At 67.3% G+C, this 26,696-nt stretch carries 22 protein-coding genes; 9 read left to right on the top strand and 13 right to left on the bottom strand.

Annotation, left to right across the window (positions count from 1 at the left end; all coding sequences use genetic code 11):
- The first annotated feature begins 289 nt into the window (after positions 1-289).
- Complete coding sequence (locus tag F8M74_RS18495) at positions 290-1,051, top strand: hypothetical protein (protein WP_216619694.1); 762 nt, start codon at positions 290-292, stop codon at positions 1,049-1,051.
- Between the two features lie 191 nt (positions 1,052-1,242).
- On the opposite strand, the gene F8M74_RS18500 is transcribed toward F8M74_RS18495, so the two are convergent.
- Positions 1,243-1,728 carry a PQQ-binding-like beta-propeller repeat protein gene (locus F8M74_RS18500; RefSeq protein ID WP_141254798.1) on the bottom strand — a complete coding sequence of 162 codons (486 nt, stop codon included), beginning with the start codon at positions 1,726-1,728 and terminating at the stop codon, positions 1,243-1,245.
- A 432-nt stretch (positions 1,729-2,160) separates the two neighbouring features.
- Between F8M74_RS18500 and F8M74_RS18505 the strand changes: the two genes are divergently transcribed.
- Positions 2,161-4,239 (top strand): sodium-translocating pyrophosphatase, encoded by a 2,079-nt coding sequence (locus F8M74_RS18505; RefSeq protein ID WP_141254799.1) that lies wholly within the window; start codon positions 2,161-2,163, stop codon positions 4,237-4,239.
- Between the two features lie 394 nt (positions 4,240-4,633).
- Positions 4,634-4,837: a hypothetical protein gene (locus F8M74_RS18510; RefSeq protein ID WP_141254800.1), complete on the top strand. Its 204-nt coding sequence runs from the start codon at positions 4,634-4,636 to the stop codon at positions 4,835-4,837.
- 155 nt (positions 4,838-4,992) lie between these two features.
- Here F8M74_RS18510 and F8M74_RS18515 read toward each other — a convergent pair whose 3' ends face one another.
- Positions 4,993-8,496 (bottom strand): Ig-like domain-containing protein, encoded by a 3,504-nt coding sequence (locus F8M74_RS18515; protein ID WP_228559972.1) that lies wholly within the window; start codon positions 8,494-8,496, stop codon positions 4,993-4,995.
- 125 nt (positions 8,497-8,621) lie between these two features.
- The gene (locus tag F8M74_RS18520) at positions 8,622-9,653 is read right to left on the bottom strand and encodes a GlxA family transcriptional regulator (RefSeq protein ID WP_228559970.1); all 1,032 of its coding nucleotides are present in this window, start codon (positions 9,651-9,653) and stop codon (positions 8,622-8,624) included.
- Positions 9,654-9,727: 74 nt separating this feature from the next.
- Between F8M74_RS18520 and F8M74_RS18525 the strand changes: the two genes are divergently transcribed.
- Positions 9,728-10,573: a dienelactone hydrolase family protein gene (locus F8M74_RS18525; RefSeq protein ID WP_141254802.1), complete on the top strand. Its 846-nt coding sequence runs from the start codon at positions 9,728-9,730 to the stop codon at positions 10,571-10,573.
- 334 nt (positions 10,574-10,907) lie between these two features.
- On the opposite strand, the gene F8M74_RS18530 is transcribed toward F8M74_RS18525, so the two are convergent.
- The 4 genes from F8M74_RS18530 to F8M74_RS18545 all read right to left on the bottom strand — a co-directional run bounded on the left by F8M74_RS18530 (position 10,908) and on the right by F8M74_RS18545 (position 14,089).
- Positions 10,908-11,612 carry a dual specificity protein phosphatase family protein gene (locus tag F8M74_RS18530; RefSeq protein ID WP_216619692.1) on the bottom strand — a complete coding sequence of 235 codons (705 nt, stop codon included), beginning with the start codon at positions 11,610-11,612 and terminating at the stop codon, positions 10,908-10,910.
- Positions 11,613-11,726: 114 nt separating this feature from the next.
- Positions 11,727-13,223 carry a DHA2 family efflux MFS transporter permease subunit gene (locus F8M74_RS18535; protein WP_141254804.1) on the bottom strand — a complete coding sequence of 499 codons (1,497 nt, stop codon included), beginning with the start codon at positions 13,221-13,223 and terminating at the stop codon, positions 11,727-11,729.
- Between the two features lie 80 nt (positions 13,224-13,303).
- Positions 13,304-13,567 carry a carboxypeptidase regulatory-like domain-containing protein gene (locus tag F8M74_RS18540; RefSeq protein WP_228559968.1) on the bottom strand — a complete coding sequence of 88 codons (264 nt, stop codon included), beginning with the start codon at positions 13,565-13,567 and terminating at the stop codon, positions 13,304-13,306.
- Positions 13,568-13,720: 153 nt separating this feature from the next.
- A complete protein-coding gene (locus tag F8M74_RS18545) occupies positions 13,721-14,089 on the bottom strand; it encodes a type II toxin-antitoxin system PemK/MazF family toxin (protein WP_141254806.1) in 369 nt (122 codons plus the stop codon).
- 166 nt (positions 14,090-14,255) lie between these two features.
- Here F8M74_RS18545 and F8M74_RS18550 point away from each other — a divergent pair, with 166 nt between their 5' ends.
- Positions 14,256-16,721: a WD40 repeat domain-containing protein gene (locus tag F8M74_RS18550; protein WP_141254807.1), complete on the top strand. Its 2,466-nt coding sequence runs from the start codon at positions 14,256-14,258 to the stop codon at positions 16,719-16,721.
- A 69-nt stretch (positions 16,722-16,790) separates the two neighbouring features.
- On the opposite strand, the gene F8M74_RS18555 is transcribed toward F8M74_RS18550, so the two are convergent.
- Both F8M74_RS18555 and F8M74_RS18560 read right to left on the bottom strand, forming a co-directional pair.
- Entirely contained in the window at positions 16,791-17,099 is a 309-nt protein-coding gene (locus F8M74_RS18555) for a hypothetical protein (protein ID WP_228559966.1), read from the bottom strand.
- 50 nt (positions 17,100-17,149) lie between these two features.
- On the bottom strand, positions 17,150-17,464 hold the full coding sequence (locus F8M74_RS18560; RefSeq protein WP_141254809.1) for a hypothetical protein: 315 nt from the start codon (positions 17,462-17,464) through the stop codon (positions 17,150-17,152).
- Positions 17,465-18,346: 882 nt separating this feature from the next.
- Here F8M74_RS18560 and F8M74_RS18565 point away from each other — a divergent pair.
- Positions 18,347-19,096, top strand: coding sequence for a TetR/AcrR family transcriptional regulator (locus F8M74_RS18565; RefSeq protein ID WP_141254810.1), 750 nt, complete (start codon positions 18,347-18,349; stop codon positions 19,094-19,096).
- Positions 19,093-19,995 (top strand): acyl-CoA desaturase, encoded by a 903-nt coding sequence (locus tag F8M74_RS18570; protein WP_141254811.1) that lies wholly within the window; start codon positions 19,093-19,095, stop codon positions 19,993-19,995. The genes F8M74_RS18565 and F8M74_RS18570 overlap by 4 nt, the downstream gene beginning before the upstream one ends.
- Before the next feature lie 115 nt (positions 19,996-20,110).
- Here the strand turns inward: F8M74_RS18570 and F8M74_RS18575 are convergent, their stop codons facing one another.
- Positions 20,111-20,500 (bottom strand): DUF1801 domain-containing protein, encoded by a 390-nt coding sequence (locus F8M74_RS18575; protein WP_240462297.1) that lies wholly within the window; start codon positions 20,498-20,500, stop codon positions 20,111-20,113.
- Between the two features lie 230 nt (positions 20,501-20,730).
- Between F8M74_RS18575 and F8M74_RS18580 the strand changes: the two genes are divergently transcribed.
- Positions 20,731-21,756 (top strand): helix-hairpin-helix domain-containing protein, encoded by a 1,026-nt coding sequence (locus F8M74_RS18580; protein ID WP_228560827.1) that lies wholly within the window; start codon positions 20,731-20,733, stop codon positions 21,754-21,756.
- Positions 21,757-21,971: 215 nt separating this feature from the next.
- Here the strand turns inward: F8M74_RS18580 and F8M74_RS18585 are convergent, their stop codons facing one another.
- Together F8M74_RS18585 and F8M74_RS18590 are read right to left on the bottom strand one after the other, a co-directional pair.
- Positions 21,972-23,105: a trypsin-like serine protease gene (locus tag F8M74_RS18585; RefSeq protein WP_141254813.1), complete on the bottom strand. Its 1,134-nt coding sequence runs from the start codon at positions 23,103-23,105 to the stop codon at positions 21,972-21,974.
- Positions 23,106-23,404: 299 nt separating this feature from the next.
- Positions 23,405-24,976, bottom strand: a complete 1,572-nt coding sequence (locus F8M74_RS18590; RefSeq protein ID WP_141254814.1) for a carboxylesterase/lipase family protein — start codon at positions 24,974-24,976, stop codon at positions 23,405-23,407.
- 344 nt (positions 24,977-25,320) lie between these two features.
- Here F8M74_RS18590 and F8M74_RS18595 point away from each other — a divergent pair, with 344 nt between their 5' ends.
- Complete coding sequence (locus F8M74_RS18595; RefSeq protein WP_141254816.1) at positions 25,321-26,046, top strand: DUF2652 domain-containing protein; 726 nt, start codon at positions 25,321-25,323, stop codon at positions 26,044-26,046.
- A gap of 49 nt (positions 26,047-26,095) precedes the next feature.
- Here F8M74_RS18595 and F8M74_RS18600 read toward each other — a convergent pair whose 3' ends face one another.
- Complete coding sequence (locus F8M74_RS18600) at positions 26,096-26,629, bottom strand: DinB family protein (RefSeq protein ID WP_141254817.1); 534 nt, start codon at positions 26,627-26,629, stop codon at positions 26,096-26,098.
- Between the last annotated feature and the right edge of the window lie 67 nt (positions 26,630-26,696).

Here is a 26,696-nt window from a genome sequence, read left to right on the forward strand (position 1 = left end):
CGCTGGTGACTCCCTTCGGCGAATTCACGGAGCCCTGCATACATCGGCGACTACGTTGGCCAGCCGATTGCTTGGGGCCGTGAATGCCTTCATCGAGCAATCCGGCTATTTTCGTAACAAATGTGTATCAATCCACAGGAGACAACCGGACGCAGTCATTGAATTTTTTCACAGACGCAGAGGCATGTAGCGTCCGCCCGCGTGCTCCAACAGGACATCTGCCCTTTCCGTATCGGAACACTTATTACCGCTTAAAACGGGCAAATCTGGCGTGCTATCTTCCGCCGCCATGCGCACTTCCCTCAGCTTCGCGTCCCTCCTCGTCGCTTCTTCCCTCACCGCTGGCTGTCTCGGCCCCGAGACGGACACTGATACGGATGCGGTTCAGTCCATCGAGCAGCAGGCCACGGACCCCTTGTTCCGCGTCCACAACATCGTCGAGGCGGTGCTCCCGGCCGCCAACTACGACGGTGTCGCTGGCAACGAGTGCATCGCGCTCGTGAACCCCGAGCACCGCCTCCGCAAGATCATCATCGTCGAGACGGCCGGTGCCAACGGCGCTTGCGCGCTCAATGCCTACAGCGCTGGCGGCGCCCTCAGCTTCACCTGGGGCGACACCGCCGTCTACCAGGGCCCGGCCGGCATCGCCTCCATCCGCGCGGCGCTCTCCGACACGGATGGCGCCGTGCACCGCCTCACCGGCACGCTCACCTCCGAGGCCACCACCCTGGCCCACCTGCAGTCCTTCCTCACGCAGACCAACACCCAGCAGGCCAGCCAGCTCGCCACGTTCACCGCGGAGCGCGTCCACTCCCGCTACGACTTCGAGGGCCAGGAGCAGGTCTACGCCGAGGCCGCCTACCAGGCCGTCCGAGTCACCCAGCCCTGTGAGAACCCCGGCTACCCGACCCTCGAGGCCCGCATCCACAACGGCTTCGTCTATGGCTACAAGGCCAGCAACACGGGCAGCTGCCACAGCGGCTGGTTCACCCGGCGCTACGTCTACAACCGCGACTGGCAGCTCGTCGACAGCTACGAGTACTCCGAGTAGTCCGCCACGCCGCGGCTTGATGCGGCAGGCAGTCGCCGTTGCTCATTGATGGCCATGGATTGGCCTCTCGCGCGAAGCGGTCCAGCGGGAGGCCATCCATGAGTGCTTCGTCCAGAAGAGCGGCCGGGCACAGCCTCATCACAGACGAACAGCGATTCACCCCGTATTGGGTACCAGGCGGGCCAGCCGGCTCAGGTCACCACGCGTGCCCGCGCGCCATGGACCCCCATCTGCAGTTGGAGCGAGTAGCTGCCCCCATCCCCATGTTCGCTGCTTCGCGTCCATTGGGGCCGGCCTGAATCCGCCGCGAACGCGACGAAGACGTCTTGGTACGAGACGATGACCTGCCCGTCTTCCACCAGCACCGACGCGGACGTGAAGTTCGGCGCATGAGCCGGCGCCACGCGCTGCGTCCAGAGCGGGCGCCCACTCTCGTAGTCGAGCACGTGGACATCGAGGAAGACGCGCTTCTTCAAGACGCCATCGGAGCCACCCGCGAACACGAACACTCGCCCATCCCGCACCTCCACGTGCGTGGGACGCGGGCGCATCCCTGGGACCGATTTGCCAGGAACGGGGAACGTCCATGCGGTACTGCCGCTCATGCGGTCATAGGCCGCGACCAGGCCATTGAAAGCCGTGACGAGGAGTGGACTGGACTGGTGCGGTGCGTTCATGCCGCGATCCGTTACCACAGAAGCCCAGAGCCCCCAGCCTCCGCCCCCGGCCTGAGCGCACAGCCCCCACGGTGCCCCCGGGAGAAGACCGCGCCATGGGCGTCGCCCCCCCCTTGGGAGACGGGGCCTTGAATACGTACTGGCCCCTACTTTCGTAGAATCGCGAGTGAGTCCGGGCACTTGGGGCCCCTAGTGATGCAGCCACCCACCCCGCATGTCGTCCGGACTCGCGCCCCGCATGAGAGCCGGCCCGGCGCTGGAGGCCGTAACGCACCCGCCCAGAACGTTGGTAGGACTCCCAACCTGCTGGGGCGCGCCTAGGAAACTCCCAGATTGCGCTGAAATCAACTATACGCGCTCCGTACAAATTTCGCGGCACACGAGCGACCCGGTCGGTGAGGTCAGGCTCCCGGGATGTCTCTGGAGGATTGGATGGAGTTGTCGAGTCTCGAGTCGAGTTTCTGGGCAATCGCACCGGGCGTGGTCGGCGCCGTGGGGCTGCTCTTCGCTGCGGTCTTCTACTTCCGCGTCAAGGCGCTCCCGGAGGGTGACGCGACGATGAACCGCATCGCGGGCTACATCCGCGAAGGCGCGATGGCGTTCCTCGTCCGCGAGTACAAGGTGCTCGCCGCGTACTGCGCGGTCATCGCGGTGCTCATCGGACTGGCGCTGGGGCCGCTCGCCAGCGGGAGCTTCGTGCTCGGCGCGTTCCTCTCGCTGCTGGCCGGCTACATCGGCATGAAGGCCGCGACGTTCGCGAACGTGCGCACCGCGCAGGCCGCGCGCACCGGCTCCAAGCCGAACGCGCTGCTGGTCGCGCTCGACGGTGGCGCGGTCATGGGCCTCGCCGTCGCCGGCCTGGGCCTCATCGGCATGGGCGGCGTCTACTACGCCTTCCAGGGGCATCCGCAGCTGTCCCCCGTCCTCCACTCCTTCGCAGTGGGCGCCAGCTCCATCGCGCTCTTCGCCCGCGTGGGCGGCGGCATCTACACCAAGGCCGCTGACGTCGGCTCCGACATCGCCGGCAAGGTCATTGAGAACATCCCCGAGGACGACCCGCGCAACCCGGGCGTCATCGCCGACAACGTGGGCGACAACGTGGGTGACGTGGCCGGCATGGGCGCCGACATCTACGAGTCCATGGTGGCCGCGATTGTCGCCGCCATGGCCATCGCGCTGACCGCCAGCGCCGCGGACCTCTCCCGCCTCGTGGTGGACCCCTCCGCGATCGGGAGCGCGAAGGTGGCGGGCGTGGTGATCCCGCTGGTGCTGTCCGCCGTGGGCCTGGTGGTCAGCCTGCTGAGCATCTTCATCGCGCGCGCGCTCAAGCACATGAACCCCGCGCAGGTGCTGCGCAGCGCCCTCATCCTGCCCCCGGTCATCCTGGTGGGTCTGTCCTTCGTGATGATGCAGGTGTTCGGCCTGTCCCAGGCCATCACGGTGGCCCTGGCCGCGGGCGCCTTCGGCGGCGCCATCATCGGCCTCGTCACGGACTACTACACGTCGTCCACGCCGGTGCAGCGCATCGCGGAGGCTTCCATCACGGGCGCCGGCACCAACCTCATCCGCGGCCTCGCCGTCGGCATGGAGAGCGTGGGCATCCCGATGGCCACCATCGCCCTGGTGGCCTACATCGCCGACCAGGCGCTTGGCCTGTACGGCATCGCGCTGGCGGCCGTGGGCATGCTGGGCGGCACCGCCGTGGTGATGACCGTGGATGCCTACGGCCCCATCTCCGACAACGCCGGTGGCATCTCCGAGATGTCCGGCCTGGGCCCCGAGGTCCGCGCCATCACCGATGAGCTGGACGCGGTGGGCAACACCACGGCGGCCATCGGCAAGGGCTTCGCCATCGGCTCGGCGACGCTCACCGTCATCGCGCTCTTCTCCGCCTTCAACCTCGAGGTCAACCACACGCGCATCGCCGCTGGCCTGCCGGAGATGAGCCTGCAACTGACCAACCCGAACGTCATCGTCGGCCTGCTGCTGGGCTCCATCCTCCCGTTCCTGGTGGGCGCCTCCACGATGCTCGCCGTGGGCCGCGCGGCCGGTGCCATCGTCGAGGAGATTGGCCGTCAGTTCCGCGAGATTCCGGGGCTGATGGAGCTCAAGGCGGACCCGGACCCCAAGAAGATCGTCGACATCGCCACCAAGAGCGCCCTGCGCGAGATGATCTTCCCGGGCATCATCGCCGTCGCCGCCCCGCCCCTGGTGGGCTACCTGCTGGGCCCTGGCGCTCTGGCGGGTCTGCTGGCCGGCTCGCTCGTCGTCGGCGCCACGATGGCCCTCTACATGGCCAACGCGGGCGGCGCGTGGGACAACGCCAAGAAGTTCATCGAGAAGGGCAAGCTGCCGGGCCACGTGAAGGGCTCTGCGGTCCACAAGGCCGCCGTGGTCGGTGACATGGTCGGTGACCCGTTCAAGGACACCTCCGGTCCTGGCGTGGCCATCCTCATCAAGGTCATGAGCGTCGTGTCCCTGCTCGTGGCCTCGCTCATCGCGCTGCGCTAGTCGCACCGCTGTGGCGCCTCGGATACCGAGGCGCTGCACCACTCCCGGCAGCTCGCACCGCGCGGCCACATGAGCCGCGCGGTGCTCCGGAGCGCCGGAGGGAGGCCAGGGCAAGCCTGGCCACCTGGTGTCCCCACCGCGCCGGCACCGCGCCTCCTGGCAGCGGCCCGGACTTCTGGGGAGCTAACCGAACACCCTCACCCTTGCCTGCCCGGGAGTGCTCTGGGCAGCGGGCGGGCGCGCACTACACTCATGGTGTACCGCGACCGCCTGCGCGACAGGCCTCAGGTGCGGCAGCACCGGCCTCAGCGGCCTGACGTGCACGCGTTCGCACCCGTGCCCTCCGGGGAGAGGGAGGAGTGTCTCCGTTGTTCCGCTCTCAGAGAGGTGACCCATGGTCCTGGAGCTCTCCCAGCAGCAGATCCACGTCCTCCACGCGTGCCTGTCTGAAAGCATCGCGGAGTTGCGTGACGAGGTCCTTCACACCGACGAGCGCGACCTGCGCGAAGCACTGAAGCTCAGGCTCGACCACCTGCAAGGCATCCAGCGGCAGGTGGAAGCCTTGATGCAAGCCCAGGAAGGGGCATCTCCTGACTGAATGCCCCTTCCCAGTTGCTCGAGAATGCAGCCGAGCCCCGAGCAAGAGACAGCGGTGCTCCAGGTCGATGTCGCCGGCAGCGCAGCACCGGTCGCCAGGCTGACCTTGAGCACCGCGAAGGCGGACGTCGTCGCTCGCGGGCCAGGTTCAGCCGGTCACGGTCCCCACACCGGCCCGCTTGGGGTGACCGTCATCGCTTGCACCCCCGCACGCAGCGGCGCCGGAGTGGCCGCGCCGCTGGCGGCGTAGCCGAAGCTGCCGCCCGTGCTCTCAATCCCCTTCTCGAAGCGGACCACCGCGCTTCCGCGGGTTGGGTGACTCAACGTCACGCTGTACGCGGTCGTCGTCTCGTCGAGCGTGAGCTGCAGCGCCGCGCTGTCGGCCACATCCTTGGCCTGCACGACGTGAAGGAAGTGGCTCACCACCTGCCCGTGGGTCTCAATCTCTCCACGGAACTGGCCCACCGGGTACGGGTAGGTGCCATCGCCGCGCACCGGGCCGCGCTCGTCGACGATTCGCCGGACCGGATTGGCTGGAACCAGGGTGCTGACCCGCAGCTGCTGCCCGCCACTGTTCGCGGACCAGGTGTTGCCCGTGAGCACCGGGGGCTCCGGGAAATGAATCAAGAAGGTCTTGGCAACCGAGGCGTCATCCCGTGCGCTTTCGAGCCGGTCGAACACAATCAGGGTGTCGAGCGGACGCACGAACAAGGTCTCACGCACCACCCGTCCTGCGTGCGGGTTGCCGACCTCGGCCTCTCGGTGGGCCCACTCGGCGTTCAAGTCATACACGCCGGTGAGGTCGACCGCGGCGTAACTCGCCACTGACGACGACTCCAGGCGCAGCATTCGCGGCGCGTGGTGGTAGTAGCCGACCGTGCCCAGCCCCTCGAACAAGAGCGTGTTGTGCGCCACGGGTGACGCGCAGTCGACCGCCGCGCCACCGGCGTATCCGACGATGGAGTTGGCGTAGCCCACCGTCTCGCGGGTCAGGAACTCGCCCGCGCGCCACACCTGGAAGTTGCCGGAGTCGCGGTGCTCATGGCCCGCGTTGGCCGTCACACCGAACTGCAGGTTGACCAGGGTCGCATCGGGCGCCCACGCCGTCTTGGCGTACACCATGTCCAGTCCAGGTGCGTGGTAGTCGAGCGGCAACTCCGCGAGGTCACGAGACGGCACCGCCGCCAACGTGTCGCTGTAGACGTACCGGATGAGACGGTCGTCGATCGGATGGCCGGTGAGTTCCAGGAAGCGCTTGGCATAACCCGCGACGGGCTGGTCCGACCACTCCCCGATGAGCGGGGCGAAGTAGCTGCCCAGCGACGTCTGCGCGGTGTTGCTGGGATTCCACCGGTTCAGCCAGCGCTCGTCGTCATTGAATGGGAAGGTCTCGAACAGCTGGAACTGGCCCCTCCGGCTGGGCCCCGGCGTGGTCGAGTAGATGGACCAGAAGACCGACGCCATGAAGTAGTCGGTCTGGTTCCACATGTCGTGGCCATACAGGCCCAGCGTGGTGAACGGCACCGTCATGTAGCCGAACGTCCGGCGGCCATAGGTCGAGCCCTCGTGCGGCGCGCCGCCCGCCCCCGGCCCATCCAGATAGGGCCGCAGCGAGAAGGCCCAGCGTGATTTCATCGCGTACTGCAGGAGCTCGTTGGCGAACGGCTGGTTTTCATGCCAGCTGGCAATGGCCCACAGGAGCGCGTTGCGGAAGTACCCCGTGTAGTAGTTGTTGCCCTCCATGCCGATGCCGCCCCACGGATTACCGTTGAGCGCCTCGATGGCGAAGTTCCACCGGTTGATCAGGAGCGTGCGCTCCGCCGGAAGCAGGTGGGCGAAACACCAGTCGTAGGTGAGGATGACCGCCTCGCCGTACCAGCGGGCCGGATCACTCGACACCGTGTTCTCAGAGATGGGAATCTCGGTGCGCACCGCCCAGTCAATCGCGGCGCGGCACGACGCCGGGGTGCCGGTGAGCAGCGAGTGCATTGCCGCATCGATGGCCTGCTCGGGCGCTTGCACGTTCGCGACAGGCGTGTACGGGTGCTGCGCGAAATACGCCTGGGCCCGGGCCAGCCGGTCCGCCGTGAACCACACCCGAGGATGCGCCACCGGGATATCGAGCACCACGGGCGGCCCGTTGGCGATGGTCAACATGACTGGCACCGAGGTGGTCCGGTTGCCGGCGCGGTCCCGTGCCACCGCCGTCACCGGGAAGGTGCCGTCCCCCAGCAGGGTGGTGGAGACGTTGATCCAATAGGGATAGCTGAGGTCTTCGCGCCCGAAGTCCTGTCCGTTCACCTGCAACTGCACGCCAGCAACCCTCACATTGTCATGGGCGTCGACCCTGACTTGGAGGGTACCGCCCACCGTCACGCCGCTCTCGGGCGCGACGATTCGGACCTGAGGCGGCGTGACGTCGGGAGGTGGCGCGCTCACGTTGACGGATACCGGCGCGGAGACGGTGACATTGCCAGCGGCATCGCGAGCCACCGCGGTCAACTGCCTGAGCCCATAAGGCTGGAGCGCCTCGGTGTCGAGCGTCACCGACCAGGGTGCGGCCATGTCCGGCGCGCCGACCTGAACGCCGTCGAGTTCGACGTGGACCCGGGTGACGCCCACGTTGTCGCTCGCGCTCATCCGCACCGTGAAGGGACCGCTGACCGCCTCTCCCGCAACGGGCGCGGTCACCTGCACCTCGGGAGGCGTGGTGTCGACAACGGCGTTGGCGACGGTGACGCGGATCGGCGCCGAGGCGGTGAGGTTGCCAGCGGCGTCGCGCGCGTGCGCGGTCAACACATGGTTTCCATTGCGGAACATGCGGGTGTCGAGCTGCGTCGAGTCGAGGTTGCGGCCGTCGATGCGCAGCTGCACGCCGACCACGCCGACGTCGTCGCTCGCGTCCACGGCGATGCCGACCACGCCCTGCACCGTCGCGCCCGCCGCGGGCGCCGTGATTGCAACGGACGGAGGCGTGGTATCGCTGCGCGGCGCAGGCGCGGTGTACTCAATGGTGAGGAGCGGCCGACGCTCCGGCTGGGTGGCCAGGCTGGTGAAGACCTTGGCCACCTTCCCAATCCTCGAGTTCGCCAACATCACGCCCTGGTTCGTCGACGGGTCGTCGACCCACGACTGCACCACCGCCACGTCGAGTGGCACGTCGTGCACGCTCACCGTGCCCGGAAACGTGGAGACCTCGAACGACGAACCGGCGACGAGGTCCGTCCCCTGCCCGGCCGCCCCCAGCCGGTCCCACTCCAGCCCATCGTCGCGGAACTGCCATCCCAGTCCGTTGGCCCCCAGGTTCCAGGGCGCCTGCACGTATGCGCCTCGAATCGAGAAGTCGCCGGTGTAGGTCTCCACCGCGAAACGCAGCGTCGCGCTCTCAACCACCGCCCCAGCCGGCACGCCCGTCTGCGGGAAGCGCAACAAGGCCTGAACCTCATAGTCCTCGGTCTGGAACACCCCGAGCAGCGCCTGATTGCGATGCGCCGCGCCGTTCTGCGTCATGCCTTGGCTGGTGATGGCCACCGCCTCTGACACAGTCACCGGCGAGGTCACAGCCCGCAGCGCGGCCCCCGTGCCGGCTTCCGGCGCGCCATCCTTCGTGCATCCCGTGAGCAAGAGCGCGCCAAGCACCGCTGCCCATACCCCAGCCATACTGCTTATTCCTGAGTTCATTGTCTGACAGCTATTAGCGCACCGGTGACGGGAAGTCCAAAGGGGCGTCTGCGTTTGCGCTGCCAGCCCCGCTGCGCTGGGGCAAGACATCTCTGCGAAAGCCCTCATGGCGCCGGTGAATCGAGCGCTTTCAACGGTGAGCGCCGGGAGCGCGAGTTGCCGCGCCTTCCTCGTGGCGTCTCTCCGACGTACCGCCGGAACACGCGGCGGAACGCAGCGGTGTCGGCATACCCCACCCGGGCAGCGACATCTTCGACCGACGCATGAGTCGTCTCGAGCAGGTGGGAGGCGTGAGCCACGCGCACCCGCTGCACGAACTCGAGCGGCGTCATGCCAAGCCCGGCCTGCACCCGCCGCGCGAGCGTGCGCGAGGAGGTGGCAGCGGCACGGGCGAGTTCATCGAGCGTCAGTTGCCGGCTCAGATTCGCGGCGACGAATTGCTCCACGGCGCGCAGCGCCGGGTCCGAGACGCGGAGGTGCTCCATCACCATGTACCTGGCCTGTGAAACACGCTCGTCGAGCACGAGGTAGCGGGCCACCAGGTGCGCGAGCGATGGACTCGCGACCCGCGCGACGATGGCCAGCACCAGGTCCGCATGCGCGAAGGCCGAGCCCGCGGTGAGGACGCCGTCGCTCTCGACAACCATCCGGTCCGGCTGGAGGGCGACCTCGGGGAAGCGACGCACGAACGAGGGGACGAGCCACCAGGTCGTCGTCGCGCTCCGCCCCGCGAGGAGGCCGGACGCCGCGAGGACGAAGGTCGCGGAGCACGAGGCCGCGACCATGGCGCCTTTCGCCGCCGCGCGCGCGAGCAACGTGATGCCACGCGCCGCATCGGCCCGCGAGAGCAGCTTTTCGATGGCGCGCTCGCTCGCTGCGGAGAGCCCAGGGACCAGCAACACGTCTCCAGCCTTCACACCTCGGAGGCTCAGCGCGCCGTCCATGGAGACGGTGCGTCCCGTGCCCGAGCGGACCGGCTGACCGTCGAGCGACACCACCCGCTGACGCAAGACCTGGGCACCCCGGGGAACCGAGGCGAGCCCTGCCGCGACGAGTCGTGCGGCCGTGTCGACCACATCGAGCCCCACGCCCAGCGAGCCCTCTGCCACGCCATCGAACACCACATGCGTAATCACGGTGGCAAGAATAGCCCGTTCATTGTCAATCTCGCCACTGGCCGCGGAGGATGGACTTCCCCCATCGTCCAGGCATGAGCCCATCCACACCTGACCCCACGGCCGACGACCCTCTCGATGACTTCGCCCGGCGGCCCATCACCCTCAACGCCGCCATGCGAACGGTCTACGTCGCCGGCCACGGCCCCGCCGTCATCGTCATGGCCGAGATGCCAGGCATCAGCCCGCACGTCGCCCGCTTCGCGCGTTGGGTCCGCGACGCAGGCTTCACTGTCTACATGCCTTCGCTCTTCGGCAGAGACGGTGCCTACCCTCGCGCGGAGGAGGGGCGCGCCATCCTGCAACGCGCCTGCGTGAGCGCGGAGTTCCGAGCGTTCGCGGCGAATGAGTCGAGCCCCGTGACGCAGTGGCTGCGTGCCCTGGCCCGCCTCGCACATGAGGAGTGTGGCGGTCCGGGGGTCGGCGCGATTGGGATGTGCTTCACGGGGAACTTCGCGCTCTCGATGATGCTCGAACACGCGATGCTCGCTCCTGTCATGTGTCAGCCGTCGCTGCCCCTGAGCGACACCGGCGCGATTCAACTGGCACCTGACGAGCTTGCCGCCGTGAAGGAGCGCCTCGAACGTGACGACCTGACGGTGCTCGCCTATCGGTTCGAGGGAGACCGATTCTGCACGGCGCAGCGCTTCCAGGCATATACGGCCGCGCTCGGAAAGCGCTTCGTTCCTAGAGTACTGCCTGCGTCCGCCGCGAACCCGACGCCGCCCCCCTTCTTCGCGGAAGTCGTCGGGTGCGCCCACAGCGTCGTGACTGCCCATCTCATCGACGCGGAGGGAGAGCCCACTCGCGCGGCGCGAGACGAAATCCTCGCCTTCTTCGCTCAGCGGTTGGGACGCGAGGGAGCACAAAGCACGACGTGATGCGCCACTCGCCCCCGAGAACAGCCAGCAGGGAGCCCACTTCCGTTTCCCTTTTCTGAAGGGCGCGAAGCGAGAGCCCCACCGCGCCGGACCGCCGGGCCAGCTTCTTCAAGCGCGCCACCTCCGCTGAGTGAATGGCCGCGAGCCCGGCCCGGGCGACTTCACTCGGCTCCGCGTCCACAGCCCGCCTGAGTGCCTGCACCTGGCACTCAGACTCGGGCTTGGAGCAGATAGGCCCGCGAAAGCAGTGGCCCAGGTGGCTCCGGAGCGAGCCCTGGGGAGCGGCACCATTCCTCGCGAAGACGGCGACAAGAGGCATCTGCATCACGCCAGCTCAGGGGAGAGCAGCGCCGGCGCCCGGCCGCGTCGCAAGAAGCGCCGTGGCCAGTTCCGCAAGGGCCCCCGATTGCGTCGCAGAGAGTCGCACCGCGGGCCGCGCGCGCTGCACCATCGAGAGCGCGGTCGACGCATCCAACGCATCACCTCGGGCAATGAGGAGCGCGGCCGCAATCATCCCGGTGCGTCCGTGCCCTTGCGCACAGTGGATGTAGAGCGCCCCAGGTCCGACAGCCAGCTCACGCAGGACAGGGGTCACTCTCGCTACGGGCAGAATCGAAGCATCAAGGATGGGCAGGGCGACATACCGGCCCGCGCGACGAATTCCCTCCGGTTCGACGAACTCAGACGTCAGATCGAGCACGGTCACGATGCCGTCGGGAAGCTCTCCCGCCAGCAAGCGTCTGCCAATGAAAACGCCTGGCACCACTTCGTCGAACGCACGCTCTCGCGACAGCCATCGAGCCAAATGCCAGGCGCCCCAGGTCAGCAAGAGATAAGGCAGGAGCAGGATGACTGCCCAGGGCTGCATCCGCCCGTCCACACGCTTGCCGAAAGCGTGTTCGCCCAGTCCAGCGTAGGCGAGTGCCACCAGGATGAAGCTCACCCCAGGCCACAACAGAAGCCACGCGACGCCGCCCAGTCGCAGGGCCAGGAAGGCAATCAACACGGCAGCCATGGCGAAAACGAAGGCGTACTTCATGCGCGGCACAGCGTAGCCGGAACCGTGGGCGGCTACACGCCCATCCTGGAAGGGCTAATCACACGCGACCTCTCGGGACTGGTGGCCCCAGGTGCGTGAAGGCCGCCGCGCCCGCTAGAGAGTTCCCTGGGAAGCACCCAGCCCGCTCACGTGCTTGCGGACCATCAGACTCAAGGGCACGGCCACCAGGGCGATGACAGTCGCCACCAGGTACACGTGGTTGATGCCCGTCACGAATGAGAGCAGCTCGATGTCACGACGCTCTGTCATCCCCTCCCGCGCGAGCACCTGCGCCTCCCGGGCCGCGAAGGTGGAGAGGAGCGACGTGAAGATGGCAATCGAGAAGGCCCCGAACACGTTTCGCAGCCAGTTGCTGATGGACGAGGCGTGGCCACTCAGCTCCCGGGAGAGCTGCTCCATGCCCGCGTTGCTGGCCGGCATGATGGAGAGCGAGATGCCCACGTTCCGGACCAGCATCCACATCAGCACGTAGGTGTGGGAGACGTCCGGCGTCACGCGGCTCAAGGCATACGTGCCGCCCGCAATCAACAGGACGCCCGCCGTCATGAGCGTGCTCGGCCCGAGCTTGCCGTACATCCGTCCGACCAGGGGCATCAGGAGCGCCATGGCCAAGGAGGCCGGGAGAAGAATCAACCCGGTCTTCAGCGGCGTCACGCCCTGGATTTCCTGGAGGAACAACGGGATGAGGAACGCGCCCGAATAGAGGCTGATGGTGATGATGCTCGAGATGAGCAACGTCACCACGTAGCGGCCGTTGGCCAGCACCCGCAGGTCAAGCAGCGGCGCATGCGTCCTCAGCTGGCGGACGACGAAGTAGACGAGAGACACCGTCCCCAGCGCGGCCAGCGACACGGTCTTCGCATCCGTCCATCCCCAGGCCCGTCCCTGACTCAAGGCGATCAGCAGCGCCAGCGTTCCGGTGATGACGGTGAGCAGCCCGGGGAAATCGAACGCCTTCGGGACCTCCAGGCGGTAGTAGGGAACGGTCCGCACCGCCATCGCCACGGCGGCGAGGCCCAACGGCACGTTCATGAAGAACAACCACCGCCAATTGCCCAGCGTCATCAGCCAGCCCGCCAGCGTGGGCCCGAAGGCGGGAGCGAGCATCGAGGACAAGGTCCAGAGGCTCGCGGCCAGCGCCTGCCGTTCACGCGGCAGCAGCTGGTAGATGAGCGTCATCGTCACCGGCATGATGGCGCCACAGAACGCGCCCTGGACAAACCGGAAGGCCACCAGCGAGCGCGTGTCCCAGGCCACCCCACACAGCACGGAGGCCACGAGGAAACCCACCAGGCTGGCCACGTACACCCACTTGAAGCTGAAGCGTCCACCCAGATAGCCGGTGAGCGGGGCGCTCGTTCCCATGGCGAGCATGAAGCCCGTCAGGGTCCACTGCACGGAGGACAGCTCCGCCCCGAAGTGCCGCTGGAGTTCGGGAATGGCGATGGTGATCGTGCTGGAGCTCAGCACCGACATGAACGACCCGACAAACAGGGTGAACATGAACGGCCAGAAGCGCTGAACTGTCGGCTCGTCGGCGGAGTGCATGGGCGGCGGCAGGCGCTGGAGCGCGAGACCGAAGCCACTCATGAATCACGGCTGACGCCGAGGGTCCAGCCGGAAGGGACCCGCCGCAGCCGCCGGCCCTCGGCTGCGCTCTGCTCAGACGTCTACCTGGACCACCCCGGCCCCACCGACATCTCGTAGTCGAGGCGAACCACTTCATTGACGCCAACCGAGAAGTCTGTGCACCGCCCGAACGTCGTGCAGATTCGATAGTCCCCCATGACCAGCGAGGCTTCATAGAAGCCGTCCTCGTTCGATGTCACGGAAACCACGTCCGCGTCATGGGGCAGGGACTTGACCCGCAAGGTCATCGACCGCGGCTCGCGCTCACACTCAGAAGGACACACGTCATTGACATAGGAGGTCATCCCATAGACTCCCTGCGATATCGTCACGGCCTCCGCAGGGTCGACATCACCGCAGGCCACGCTGCTCAAGGTCATGACGGCGAGCGACGCCAAGCATCCTCGGGAGATCATTTTCATCAGAACAGACTATGCCGCAGCCCCTCAAATGTCACTTCACGGCCTCCTGAAGAACGACACCTGTTGGAAGCGCAGGCCGGCAAGAATCTGTTCCACCCGCGCGTCCGACAGCGCCCCGATTCGCTCTCCCAGACGCACCTTGTCGACCGAGGACACCTGCGACACGACGACGACGCTCTGCTTGGGGAGGTTTCCCTCTCCCACTTCGAGCAGCACGTTCCCCGGCTCGCTGGCCCGGTGCAGGTTCGACGTCAGCGCACACACGACCACCGTCGTGATACGTGAGTGATTGAAGACGTCGTCCTGGACCACCACGTGGGGGTGCGAATAGCTGGGGACCGGGCCTCGTGAGTCGTCGGGCTCCACCCAGAACACATCACCGCGGTTGATTCGCTCGGGGGGCATGCCCTCGGGGTCTCCTGTGCCTGCCTCCGGCCTGGCGGCCCGGCCTTCTTAGCACTTCTGCGTCAGGGCCCCGAGGGGTGGACGGAGAGACCGAGAACAACGACAACGCCGACCGGGCCAGGCACGTGAAGCGGTGTAGGGTTGGCCCAAACGACCCGAGACGCGAATGCCCCACACCTCTCCGTCCCTCGAATCGCTGACCGAACTCTCCACCCTTGAGGGGCTCCTGGCGGAGCGTGGCCTGGATGCGCTCCTGGCCACCGTCGACGAGGTGCTCGCCGGGACGCCCCCGGACACACGCATCCTCAAGAGCGAAAGCCTGCCGGTCGGCCCCAGGACCTTGCAGGTGCTCCGGCGCGCGCTCGCGCTCGACGCGGCGTTTCTCCGGGCGCACCCCGAGACGCTCTTCCAATGCCTCTACAACCGCCTGCGCTGGTTCGACGCCCCAGACACGGCTGCGCACTTCGCGCCCACGGACGCGGGGCCCTGGAGCCACGCGGAAGCGCACCTGTGGAAGCTTGCGGAGCACTGGCGGGGACAGTGGACCGCGCGGGAGGGCGCGTCCTGGGTCGAATCCCTGCGGCCCCTGCCCGGGGCGCTGGAAGGCAATGACCAGGTCCTGCGGCACGGCGCCCAGGTGCTGTGCGCGGCCTTCAGTCCTTCGGGCGCCTGGCTCGCCACGGGCTCTTGGGAGGACGGGCGAAACGTCCGCATCTGGGACGTGGCCACCGGGACACTCATCCACCAACTGGCGGGGCACGAGGGCGAGGTGCGCAGTGTCGCGTGGAGCCCGGACGGGACGCGGCTGGCGTCCGGCTCACGCGACCACGACGCGCGCATCTGGGACGTCGAGACGGGCGCGCTTCTCCACGCCATGACACGCCAGGAGGGCCAGGTGACGTCGGTGGCATTCAGCCCGGACGGCCGCTGGCTCGCCGCGGCGAACCTCGGGTGGCGGGTGCGGCTGTTCGACGTGGCCTCGGGCCGGGAGGTGCGCACGCTCGAAGGGCACGAGCAGTCCGTTTTGACGGTCGCCTTCCACCCCTCCGGCCGGTGGCTGGCGTCAGGCGCGTCGGACGACACGGTGCGCATCTGGGACCTGGAGACAGGCACGCAGACCGCTCGTATCCGCAGCACCACCTCCGTCTCGTCCGTGGCCTTCAGCCCGGATGGCGGCTGGCTCGTGCTGACCTCCATGGACGGGCTCATCCAGGTGGAGACGGCAGGCTGGACGCGCGTGCCCGGAGCGCTGGGCCAGGGCCCCTATTCCCAGATCGCCTGGCTCGAAGGCGCACGACTGGGCGCCCTCGCCTTCAACCGGGTGGAGCTGCTCGACGCGAGAAACGGAGAGGTGCTTCGGGTGCATCCCTACCCTTCCGACGGCCGTGAGCGCGGCGCCGCCTTCCTTCCGTCCGGCAAGCGTTTCGCGCTGACCGCGGCGAATGGGCGCACACATGTCAGCGACCTGGATGCGGACCCCAGCCCTACCCTGCTGGCCGAACAGGACCGCGTCATGAACATGTGGGGACATGCCGAAGGGGCATGGGGCATTACACGCCTGCACTCGGAAACGCGCATCATCGATTCACGGGGGCAGGCCACGGCACTGCCTCCCGGCAGTCCGGCGGCATACGCGCAGACCTGGAAGGTCAGTCCCGACGGCGCATGGCTGGCCCAACCCGAGCTGTCCTCACACGAGCGGCGCTACCGGCTGGGCATCCTGCTGCTCGACGCGCGGAGCCTCGCCCCCGTACGCACCCTGTTGGCGCCGCCTGGCGAACAGGCCGCGAAGGCCCAGACGCTCCTCGTCGACAAACTTCCGATGGCCTTCTCTCCCGACGGGAAGCTGCTGGCGGCCGCCATCGAAGAGGGCGCAGTCCACCTCTGGCGCGTGGCGGACGGCACCTTGCTACACAGGCTGCGCGGACCTGGAGGTCCCATCACCTGGGTGGACTTCACGCCGGATGGCACCTGTGTCGTGTCGGGACATGCGGCCAGCGAACGCGTGTACGCCCACGAGGTCCGGGGCGGTAAGGTCATCGTCAACACCGAAGCGGCGTTCGAGCCCTCCCCCGCCTATGCGGCGGCGGCCAGCGCGCCCGTCATCGCCGTGGGCCGAGCGTCGGGGGAACTCGCGCTCATCACGCTCCCCACCGGCACCCAGCAGGTCCTGACAGTGAGCCAGGAGCCCGTCATCGGCCTGGGCCTCTCCGCGGACGGAACGCGCGTGGCGGCCTGCAGCCTGGATGAGTGCGTGCGGGTCTTCGATGTGCGGACAGGCGCACGCCTGCATGAGCTTCCCCACCCGTCCCTGCCCTTCTCCATCGCGCTGAGCAGCGAGGTGCTCGTCACCCTGGCCGATGACATGCACACGCGCGTCTTCGACCTCGCCACGGGCGAACTGCGCACGGAGCTCGCTGGAAGTGTCACCACGGATGACTTCGTGTCCCAGCGCTACTGGGAGACGCTGGGCGAAGGCCCGGTCACCTTCCACATGCAACGAGACACCACGCCCCGGGCCCGCTTCCAGGATGCGATGGAAGAGACTCTCATCCTGAAGGACGGGCTCGTCCTGGGACGGGGCCGCACCGAGCGGGACTTCTTGTACGTCCTGAAGCTCCACATGCCCTGAGCATCAGGAACCAGCGGAAGCCTCTCTCCCCGCTCTGCTGAGCCAGAGAGAGGCCCCGCGACCTACGTGCTAGCAGTCCTTCCAATCCGCACCCGCATAGCCCAGCCCCCGCTTCGCGCACTGGTACTTTCCGTGGTTGCGGCAGTTGCCATACACGACATTGGGATAGGGACCTCTCCAGACGTTATCGGAGCACCGGATGAAGCAGCAGGCCTTGAGGGCGCTGACCGTTCCATCCTCGGTGCTGGGGTCCTCCTGTTCCAGGTACTGCTCTGGAATGGCGATGGACTCCTGCGACTCCTGCGACTCCTCGGGCAGCGGGCCACCACACCCCACGGATAACAGCGCCCCCATCCACAGCGGCAACATGCTCTTCATTTGATTTCTCATGATTTCAGCCCTCACGTGTCCTTGCACATCCCCAATGGCTAGCAGCTCCGCCAGGCGTGCCCTTGATAGGTGAGCTTCTTCTGCGGGCAGTAGTACCTGCCGTACTTCGCGCACAGGTCGTACTTGATGGAGGGAAAGGGCCCGTACCAGGTCCCGCTGCACTTGACGTTGCAACAGATGGCGGCACTCTCGACTTCGCCCTCACCGAGATACTCAGCGGGAATCCCTGGCGGGGAGGATTCCTCCTCGACCGGTTCGCCCGGCTGCGTTGCCTCTCCGTCGGCGGGGCCGCATCCCACCAACAGCACCACGCCAGCAATCCACGCGAACCAACGTCCATGGCCATTCTTCATGGAATCCTCCCAGGCTCAATCCAGACAAGAAGGCCGCGAGCCACCGGCCTCCTGTCTATTGGACCGAATCGAGGTTCCAGACGTTCCCGCCCCGCCCCTGCGTCATTCCAAACCAAACAAGACAGACAAGCTCCGTGCAGAAGCCTCCAGTCCGCTGCGACTTCCCGACTGGAGCATGAAATGACATCAGCCCCTCTCAAAGCCTCAATCTATGACGCGGCGGCATTCCGGATTCCCTCCACCCAAGAATGCGGGATGGCGCGGACGTGGGCCAAGGGGCGCACCTTCCCCCGCCCCCCAATCCCCCTCCGAAGACGCGCGTTTCCAGGGGCATGCAATAGCCCCACCGGCGCGTTGACGACGGACGAGGGAGCGAACCCGGCCCCCAGACCATGGCGCTCCAAGAAGGGAGATTCAGGGTCTTCAGCCGGACGGACGCGCTGGTCGAGCCCTGGATGGCATGGAGGAAGTGAGTCGAGACGCTGGTGGTGCGCTGCTGCATCACCACGCACAGCATCCCCTCCGCACCGATGACAGGCTCACCATTGAGGATGGAGGTGCCGACGTCGGGCTGTTGGATGCTCCAGGCATTGGCCGCCGTGCGGGCCGCCACGCGGAAGCGCCCTGTCTGACCGTTGGCGAAGACGACGACAGGCGGCTGGCCTTGCGCCGGGCTGAGCGCGATGCCCCGGCCCGAGGCATCGAAAACCAGTTCGCCGCGCGGCCACCACGTTGGCAACAGCCCACTTTTTCATCGGTGAATTCCTCGTCGAGCGCCGTCGAGCACCGCTCGCCAGACCTTGGGGGTGTCCCCGCTTGCGCCCGCCCTTCACCCCAGGCATCATTTCAGTGAACAGGCTCACCGAAACAATGGGGGAGGCCATGGCGACGCGGAACAAGGCCGGAGCGACGGGCGGGCCCAAGCGGGGACGCCCCCGAGGCCGGACGGAGCAGGGCCACGAGACGCGCCAACGGCTGTATGCGACCGCGCTGGGGTTCATCTCTACGCGGGGCTACGAGGCCACCCATCTGCGGGACATCGCCAAGAAGGCGGGGGTGAGCGTTGGCCTGCTGTACCGGTACTTTCCCAGCAAGCGCGCCATCGTTCTGGCGCTGTACGACGAGTTGTCCTCGGCGTATGCGGCGCGCGCCGAGGCGCTGCCCACCGGCTCCTGGCGGGAGCGCTTCCTGTTCGCGCTCCGGGCCAGCCTTGGCGTGCTCGGGCCGCACCACGAGGTGCTCAAGGCGCTGATTCCCGTGCTCGTGGGCGGAGAAGAGGACGGCCTGTTCGCGCCGCAGACGGCGTTCTCCCGGCAGCGGGTCCAGGCCGTCTTTGAAGACGCCGTCGCGGGCGCCACGGACGTCCCGAGCAACGCCACGGTGGCCCATGCACTGGGCCGGTTGCTCTACGTCGCGCATCTGGCCGTGGTGCTGTGGTGGCTGCTCGACAAGAGCCCACGTCAGCGCGCCACCGAGGGCCTGGTATCGATGCTGGTGCGCCTGCTGCCCCCTGCGGCGCTCCTGCTCCGGCTGCCCGGTGCCGGAAGCATGGTCCTGGGCGCGGACACCCTCTGCCGGCAGGCGCTCTTTGGCGAGCCGGCGCGTGCCCAGGCGGGAGAGGCGACGCGATGAATACCGCGGCGCTGGGACATCCCGAGGTCTCCCTGAACGGGAAAGGCGCAGGAGTGCCGCGCGCGAGCACCGCATCCCTGGTGCCTCCCAAGGTGGGCCGCTTGCGCTTCGATGCGGCGCGAACGCTGTGGCTCTGGGGCATGCTCATCCCCGGTGTCACCGTGGGGTTCGCGGCGGCGACGCCCACCACGGTGGCGGTGTCGCTCCTGCTCACCTTCGCGACGCTCTGCCTGGGACACTCGGCGGGCCTGCATCGCGGCGTCATCCACCGCACCTACGAGGCGGGACCTCTCACACGCGGCGTGCTCGCGTACCTGTTCGTGCTGAGCGGGCTCGGCGGCCCCCTGTCGTGGGCACGCCTGCACGCGGTGCGCGACTACTGGCAGAACCGCCCCGACTGTCCGCCCTACTTCGCCTATGAGCACTCGATGGCCCGCGACTTCGGCTGGAACCTGCACCTGCGCTTCGAGCCCGCGGATGACCGGGCCCTGGCACGGCTTCCTCCAGACGTATTGACGGACCGGTGGCTGTGCTTCCTCGAGCGCACGTGGCCGCTCCACGTGCTCGGGCTGGCGGGGGTGGTGCTCGCGGTGCTGGGCTCCGAGGCCGTGGCCCTCTGCGTTTGCGCCCGCACGGCCGCCGGCATCCTCGGACACTGGGCCGTGGGCTACGCGGCCCATGTCTGGGGAGAGCGGCGCTACGCCCTGCCGGGCGCGGCGGAGAGCGGTACGAACATCTGGGTGCTTGGCGTGCTGTCGTTCGGCGAGGGCTTCCACAACAACCACCACGCCTTCCCAGGCTCCGCGCGAATGGGCCAGAAGGCGCACGAGTTGGACCTGGGGTGGTGGGTCATCCGAGGGCTTCGTCGGCTGGGGCTCGTGCGTGATGTACGCACTTGAGCGAAGCGCCGGGCTACTTCACGCTCAGCACGGCGGATTGAACCGAGGAACACGGCGAGGCTTCCGGGCGCTGCATGGAAGCCCCCGCGTCAGGTGGCCCTCGACACCGGAGCGCTCACTGCGAGGTCGCTTCCATCCACTGGACCACGACCTGGCACAGCGCCTTCTTCTTCGCCTTCACCTCCGCCAGGTCGCGAAGCGTGACGATGGCGCGGTCCGGGGCGGCCCACTGCAGCAGGCCACTGGCGTCCTCGAAGGAGAAGCCTTGCGTCGCCTTCACCTTCGCGCCCCGGTGGAAGATGAGCTGAACGCAATCCTTGGGCTTCAGCTTGAATGTCACCCGGTCATCACCATTGAAGCAGAAGCTTGGCGCGTTCCACTTGATGCGCTCCGCGATGCCCGGATGCGCGGCCAGGATGGCGGTGCGCAGGCTTTCGACTTCGTCCTTCCGGGCATGTTCGAGCTCCTGCATGAATCGTTCGACTTCTTCGGACCGGTTCGACACGCGCGTCGCCTCTCTCCAGCACCATGACATTTCGAGCGGGCTGGTGGACGCGGCATAACCCGGCCCATGCGCGAAGTCAGCAGCCAGCACTTGGTGCAGCAACTCCGCGACCTCGGCGTGCGGGAGGACTGCGACCTCGTGGTGCACACGTCCTTCCAAGGATGCAGGGCGAGTCAGGGGTCTGGTGTATGGAGCCTCGTCCCCCGTCGTACCCCCAGGAGGAATCATCGATGCGTCGTCTTGTTCCAGCCCTTCTCTCCGCGAGCCTGATGGTCGGATGTGGTCCCACCGGCTCCGAGTCCGAGCCGTCTTCTTCGTCCACGGAGCACCAGGACGCGCCGCTCACCACCACGGACGTGGACGTGGCCCCCGAGTGTCAGGGCCTGCTCACCTTCGTCAACACGGCCTCTCTGTCCACGCTGGACGCATACCTCCCCAGTGACGTCGCCCAGAACCTCGTCGGCTACCGCGCGACGGCGCCCTTCTCCACGTTGGCGGAGGTGTCCGAGGTCCGGGGTGTCGGTCCGGTGCGCCTGACTCAAATCGAGGGTGGCGCCCGCGCGCTGGGCTACATCACCAGCACCTGCGCCGGCATCCTGGACGAGCTCGCGCTCTCCACCGATGACGCCGCGGCCTTGGTCAACCTGGTGAACACCATCGACAGCAGCGCGTTGTACGCCGTCCTGCCGTACGCGTGGAACGGCGCGACGAACCTCCTCAACCTGCGGCCCTTCGCGTCGGCGCAGGCCATCTCCGAGGTGACTGGCATCGGCGCGGTCAGCCTGCGCAACCTCCGCAACGCGGCCACGCAAGGCTACGCCCTGACGGCGCTCATCGCCGCGGTGAACGCGCAGGAGGAGAGCCTGTGGACCTCCCGACTGAGCCAGAACTTCAACGTGGAGGACGTGATTGCCGGCGCCCACGGCAACGACCAGTTCAAGAGCGCGCAGTGCTTCGGCATCGACCCCAGCCTCTTCCCCAACGAGCACTGGGAGGTCCGTTCGCAGCTGGCCACGGGCACCGAGGTCGTCAACCAGGTCGCCAGCACGGTCGACTACGCGGACCGCAACGAGCCGCTGCCGGACGCGCTCATCACCGACGGCCTGGCGGAGCTCCAGGCGAGCACCGCCGGTGGCACGTTCAAGGGGTGCTACATCAGCTACGGCAAGGGCCCCTGGGCCGGCATCCAGGTCACCTTCTTCATCGACACGGTGACGGGCTACCGCGTGCTGACGGAGCAGCACTGGGTGGAGTAAGCCAGCTCTTCGCCGCGCGTGGGGTGAAGACCATCACCTGCTTCGCGCCGAAGCACGCCTTGGTCGCACTGGAGTTGCGAATCCACATCAGCGCGCCATGGCGGGTCACCACGTCGAGCAGGTTCGACTCCGTGGTCGTCTAGGCCCCAGGAACGCGAAGCCCCCTGTCACCCACGAGTGACAGGGGGCCTCTCAAGCGGAGAGCTGGCGCGGGATTACGGCACCGTGGCCGTCACGGACACGCCCGTGTAGGACGAATAGGCGCGCACGGACACGTACCAGGTGCCCGCCTGGGGGTTGGTGATGTTGCAGGTCTCCTCGTTGCCGGACTGGTAGGGCCGGCAGTTGTAGGAGCCGGTGGTGGGCTGCGAACCGCTGCGCACATAGAGGTCCGCGTCACCCGTACCGCCCGTCTGCACCACCGTGAGCGACGTGGTGCCGGTGGGGACGTCGATGGTGAAGTGATTCCAGGTGCTGGAGGAGCCAGACAGGTTCGTCTGGGAGAGCAGCGTGGTGCCCGTCGGAGGCGGCGTCCCACTGAGCTTGGAGTCGATCCAGCTCTCGAAGTGCGACACGCGCGCGTACATGCCCGGGTAGCGCGCGTCGGCGCAGCCGTAGCCCCAGCTCACGACGCCCGCGAGCTTGCGGGTGCCGTTGTGATTGACAGTGAGCGGACCACCGCTGTCGCCCTGGCACGAGTCCTTGCCCGGCGCCTTGGCGCCAATCTGATCCGGGCCAATGTACTCGTTGGGGTAGCTTTGCTGCGCCTCCGTGTTCGAAATCAGGTTGACGTCCACCGTGCGCAGGGTGGCGGACCCCGAACCACCGGAGGAGGTCGCGCCCCAGCCCGTCACGCGCGCGACCACGGTCGGGTCGGTGGCGCCGCTCGCGGCATCCGCCGCCGAGACGCGGGGAATGGCCGCGACGGTGGTGCCATTGAGGTCCAGCGACGTGGCCAGACGGAGCAGGGCAACGTCGTTGCCGGCGGCGCCGTAGTCTTCATGAATGATGGTCTGCGCCACGTTGCGCGTCTGGCCCGAGCTCGTGCTCGTGCTCGAGGTGGAGCCCGCCACGATGCTGCGGACGGCGTAGCCATCCACACAGTGCGCCGCGGTCAGAATCCAATCCTTGTTGAGGATGGAACCACCGCACCAGTGGCCGCCGTACCGCAGGGACACCTGCCACGGATTCGCATTGATGGTCGTGGTGGTGCCACCGACGATGTCCTGCTCGATGGTCGCCGGCGCCACCGACTCCGCCTGCTCCTCGACCATCTCCGGACCGCAACCGACCAGCAACGACATCGCGCCAACCGTCGACCACCGCCGCATGACCTTCACTGACATCATGGAGACCTCGGGTATCTGGGGAAGACGTGAAGCTGAAAACTTGGACTAGTCGCTTCACGGAGCAAAAACCGTAACACACGATCTTCCCCATCTACCAGCCCCCGCCCCGGTTGAAGCGCTACCGCTTTCGGAGGCCCTCACGCTTTGTGACATGCCTGTTTCATTACATCTCCGCCACACTTGAAATGGGACGGTGCGTTGATGACTTGTCATTGGAGCCGCGGGCCGAAGTGACGACGGCGACATGAAGCAGCCCGGCGGTGTGATGCGACACACCACCGGGTCTGTCACACCCCTGACTATGGACGGCCTTCCTGCCGCGTGTTGCTGCTCGCGGTGGCCGCGGACGAAGGGGCGCGTGGCAGCTTCGGCGGAGGCGGCTTGGCGAGGCTGTCCAGGAAGGGCATGAGGTTTTCGGCGGCTTGCAGGATGTCGCGCTCGAAGTCCGTCACCCCCTGCGGTGAGACATCCAGTCTCAGCAGCCTGTCTTGCGTCTCCGTATGCCCCTCCCAGCTCACCTGGGCCACGGGCCCGGGCGTGCCCGTGCGCGCGAACTGGACCAGAGAATCCACCAGGTGACGCATGAACGTCCGGTCCTCCTCCGTGAACAACTCTCCGGCGGGTGGCACGTCCGCGGCCGTCTCCAGGAAGTAGGGCACCTCGCCCCCATGAGGCACACCCAGACGCTGCCGGGGGGCGAGCAGCTTCGCGCGGTACTCGAAGTAGTAGCGCCACGCCGCGGCGCCTCGCTCCGCGTGGCGGGTGGCCAGCAAGCGGGGCATGACCGTGAAGACGAAGTCGCGGCACATCCGCCGGCCAATCTCCCGGTCATCGTCCACGTCGGGGTAGAGCTGGCGAATGGACTCGGCGAAGGCGCCCAGGCGTTCAAGGATGGTGGCGGGGTCGATTCCGAACGAGGACACCACGCTGGAGTCGTCACTCGTGCTGCCGAGGATGAGCGGCAGGGAGAGTTGCTCTCCACGCGCGAAGGTCTCGCGGACGGGCTCGGGAAGGACGGAGTCTCCGTAGATGGGACTGGGCGCGTTCGCGGTGTCCGCGGGGAGCATCCAGAACTTCTCCGGCGCCAGCTCGCGCAGGTCCTTCATGGTGGCCAGCAGCCGGTCCAGCCCGTTCCTCCACGCGAAGGCCATGCCGGCCAGCCGCGCATCCGCCAGGGGCTTCTCCTGGAGCACGTACGCGCTCATGGCCACGCCCCGGCGGAAGAGGTTCTTCTCCCGCACCTGCGGCGACGTGAAGAGCGACAGGACGCTCTTGGCGCCCGCCGACTGTCCCATCACGGTGACATTGCCGGGGTCGCCGCCGAACCGCGCGATGTTGTCGCGCACCCATTCCAGCGCCAGCATCTGGTCCAGCAGGCCGAAGTTCGCTGGCCCACCCGGATTCTCCTTCTCCAGCGCCGGATGCATGAAGAAGCCCAGGTGCCCCAGGCGGTAGTTGAAGGTCACCAGCACCACGTCGCGCGACGCCAGATGAATCCCTTCATAGGGCGGCAGGCGGCCCGAGCCGATGACGAAGGCGCCGCCGTGAATCCAGAACACCACGGGCAGCTTCGCGCCCGCCTCCAGCTTGGGCGTCCACACATTGAGGAAGAGACAATCCTCGTGCATCTCACCGGGGTCGCCGCCGCCAGCCTCGATGCAGGCCTGACGGGACTGGTGCGCGGAGAAGCCGAAGTTGAAGGCCTCGTGGACACCGGGCCATGGAGTGGCGCGCTCGGGCGCCTTCCAGCGCAGCGCTCCCGTGGGAGGCTTCGCGTAGGGGATGCCCCTGAAGACAGAAATCTTCCCCTCAACCAGGCCCTGCACCCTGCCTTCCTTCGTGGGTACCTCAGGCGTCTTGATGACGTTCATCGTCCGGCTCCCTTTGGTTGTGCGACTGGACGTGCGACAAGTGAAAACACACGCACCCAGACTCCAGCGGAGAAGCCCTCGTGCACCCATTCGGTCTAGATGAGCGAGCGTGAGATAGAATTGAATGGCAATTCCTGGCAACACACCCCTGCCAGAAACCCGCATTGCTGAAAGCGATCGCTGGGAACACGACACCCGCCCCGTCCTGGAGTCGGTCGGGGCGCGGGCCTTCCCTGCTCCCCAACCGTAAGCCGCGCCAGCGTCCGCGCGAGCCGCTCCGGATGGACGGGCTTCAGCATCTTGTTCGAGTCAATTTCCGGACACTGTGTTAGGGTGGCCGCCGCATGGCGATAGAGAAGGCGCTTCTGCTCATCGCGGATATCGGCGGGTACACCCGCTTCATGAGTCACCACCGCTTCAGCCTCGCGCACGCGCAGGAGACGGTGGCGCAGCTGCTCGAGGCCGTCATTGATGCCTCGGGCCCGCTCAAGCTCGCCAAGCTCGAAGGAGACGCGGCGTTCTTCTATGCCGTGGGCGACGATTTTCCCGCCTTCGCCCGGCAGGTCGCGGACATCCGCCGCGCCTTCGTCTCACGGAGAGAGCAGTTCATCGTCGACCGCATGTGCAAGTGCGACGGCTGCATGCAGGTCAGCGCCCTGACGCTCAAGTTCGTGGCCCACGCCGGTGAGGTCGCCTTCCAGCGCGTGAAGCACCTCACCGAGCTGGCGGGCGTGGACGTCATCCTGGTGCACCGGATGCTGAAGAACGACGTCCCCGTCACGGAGTACGTCCTGATGACCGACGCCGTGCACCAGGGGCTCGCGCCGGAGCTCCGCCAGCTCACCCAGCGGCTGGAGCACGACTTCGAGGGCATGGGGCGCACGGCGACGCACTACCTGGACCTGAACGCGTTCGTCCTCGCGGCGCCCGAGCCCGTGCGCCCGAGCCTGCCGCGCAAGCTCTGGGCCAAGCTGAAGCTGGAGCTGAGCTCGATGAAGTACGTGCTGGGCATCAAGCAGCCCTGCGAGAACTTCCGCAACGTCGAGGTCGTGGACGCCCAGAAGCCGTAGCGGGCGCCCGCGATTCAGGGATGTGTGCCTCCGCGTACCAGGCGGCGCGTCATCCTGGCGGCCGGGGCGCAACGGCCAGGACGAAGCGCGCGTAGCCAATCTCCGCCGCGTTCTTCATCAACTCCAGGTTGACCCAGGCCACGATGTCCCCGAAGGGCTTGCCTTGCAGCGGCCAACGCGTGCGCTCCGTGGAGCGGAGGTCCTCGTCGCTGAGTTGCTCGATGGCGGCGCGCCACTCCGTGTACCGCCGCGAAATCAAGTCGCGCACGGCGTCCGCGGTACCCGGCCACTCCACCTGCTCCCGCGTCAGGGTGGCATCCCCGAACGAGTGGTTGTGAACCATGGACCACCAGAACCCCAGGTGCCACGTGAGCCAGGCCACACTCGCCGGCCCCAGGTCGTAACCTTCATGCTCGGGCCACTCGACATGCCACTTTCCATCCGGGCCCTGCTGGACGTGGAGGCCCACGGACGCGGGACGGCGCAGGCAGTCCTCCGTGGTCAATCCATCCAGGTGATAGAGAGTGAGTGCCCAGGCGATGTCGAGCTGCCCCAGGAGCGTGTCTCGGAGTGGGTTGGACATGGGCGCAGGATAGACCGACGTCCCGCTGACCCGACACCCAACGTGCGTCAGGAGTTGAACCAGGAAG

This window comes from Myxococcus sp. CA023, assembly GCF_010998615.1.
GTDB lineage: Bacteria > Myxococcota > Myxococcia > Myxococcales > Myxococcaceae > Myxococcus.

What these genes read in the sequence shown, in the direction of transcription:
- F8M74_RS18585 (WP_141254813.1), bottom strand. Translation starts at nt 23,105, where the DNA reads ATGATGTCAGTGAAGGTCATGCGGCGGTGGTCGACGGTTGGCGCGATG.
- F8M74_RS18560 (WP_141254809.1), bottom strand. Translation starts at nt 17,464, where the DNA reads ATGAAGAATGGCCATGGACGTTGGTTCGCGTGGATTGCTGGCGTGGTG.
- F8M74_RS18510 (WP_141254800.1), top strand. Translation starts at nt 4,634, where the DNA reads ATGGTCCTGGAGCTCTCCCAGCAGCAGATCCACGTCCTCCACGCGTGC.
- F8M74_RS18570 (WP_141254811.1), top strand. Translation starts at nt 19,093, where the DNA reads ATGAATACCGCGGCGCTGGGACATCCCGAGGTCTCCCTGAACGGGAAA.
- F8M74_RS18495 (WP_216619694.1), top strand. Translation starts at nt 290, where the DNA reads ATGCGCACTTCCCTCAGCTTCGCGTCCCTCCTCGTCGCTTCTTCCCTC.
- F8M74_RS18550 (WP_141254807.1), top strand. Translation starts at nt 14,256, where the DNA reads ATGCCCCACACCTCTCCGTCCCTCGAATCGCTGACCGAACTCTCCACC.
- F8M74_RS18580 (WP_228560827.1), top strand. Translation starts at nt 20,731, where the DNA reads ATGCGTCGTCTTGTTCCAGCCCTTCTCTCCGCGAGCCTGATGGTCGGA.
- F8M74_RS18535 (WP_141254804.1), bottom strand. Translation starts at nt 13,223, where the DNA reads ATGAGTGGCTTCGGTCTCGCGCTCCAGCGCCTGCCGCCGCCCATGCAC.
- F8M74_RS18565 (WP_141254810.1), top strand. Translation starts at nt 18,347, where the DNA reads ATGGCGACGCGGAACAAGGCCGGAGCGACGGGCGGGCCCAAGCGGGGA.
- F8M74_RS18600 (WP_141254817.1), bottom strand. Translation starts at nt 26,629, where the DNA reads ATGTCCAACCCACTCCGAGACACGCTCCTGGGGCAGCTCGACATCGCC.
- F8M74_RS18545 (WP_141254806.1), bottom strand. Translation starts at nt 14,089, where the DNA reads ATGCCCCCCGAGCGAATCAACCGCGGTGATGTGTTCTGGGTGGAGCCC.
- F8M74_RS18590 (WP_141254814.1), bottom strand. Translation starts at nt 24,976, where the DNA reads ATGAACGTCATCAAGACGCCTGAGGTACCCACGAAGGAAGGCAGGGTG.
- F8M74_RS18505 (WP_141254799.1), top strand. Translation starts at nt 2,161, where the DNA reads ATGGAGTTGTCGAGTCTCGAGTCGAGTTTCTGGGCAATCGCACCGGGC.
- F8M74_RS18515 (WP_228559972.1), bottom strand. Translation starts at nt 8,496, where the DNA reads ATGGCTGGGGTATGGGCAGCGGTGCTTGGCGCGCTCTTGCTCACGGGA.
- F8M74_RS18500 (WP_141254798.1), bottom strand. Translation starts at nt 1,728, where the DNA reads ATGAACGCACCGCACCAGTCCAGTCCACTCCTCGTCACGGCTTTCAAT.
- F8M74_RS18540 (WP_228559968.1), bottom strand. Translation starts at nt 13,567, where the DNA reads ATGACCTCCTATGTCAATGACGTGTGTCCTTCTGAGTGTGAGCGCGAG.
- F8M74_RS18525 (WP_141254802.1), top strand. Translation starts at nt 9,728, where the DNA reads ATGAGCCCATCCACACCTGACCCCACGGCCGACGACCCTCTCGATGAC.
- F8M74_RS18530 (WP_216619692.1), bottom strand. Translation starts at nt 11,612, where the DNA reads ATGAAGTACGCCTTCGTTTTCGCCATGGCTGCCGTGTTGATTGCCTTC.
- F8M74_RS18595 (WP_141254816.1), top strand. Translation starts at nt 25,321, where the DNA reads ATGGCGATAGAGAAGGCGCTTCTGCTCATCGCGGATATCGGCGGGTAC.
- F8M74_RS18555 (WP_228559966.1), bottom strand. Translation starts at nt 17,099, where the DNA reads ATGAAGAGCATGTTGCCGCTGTGGATGGGGGCGCTGTTATCCGTGGGG.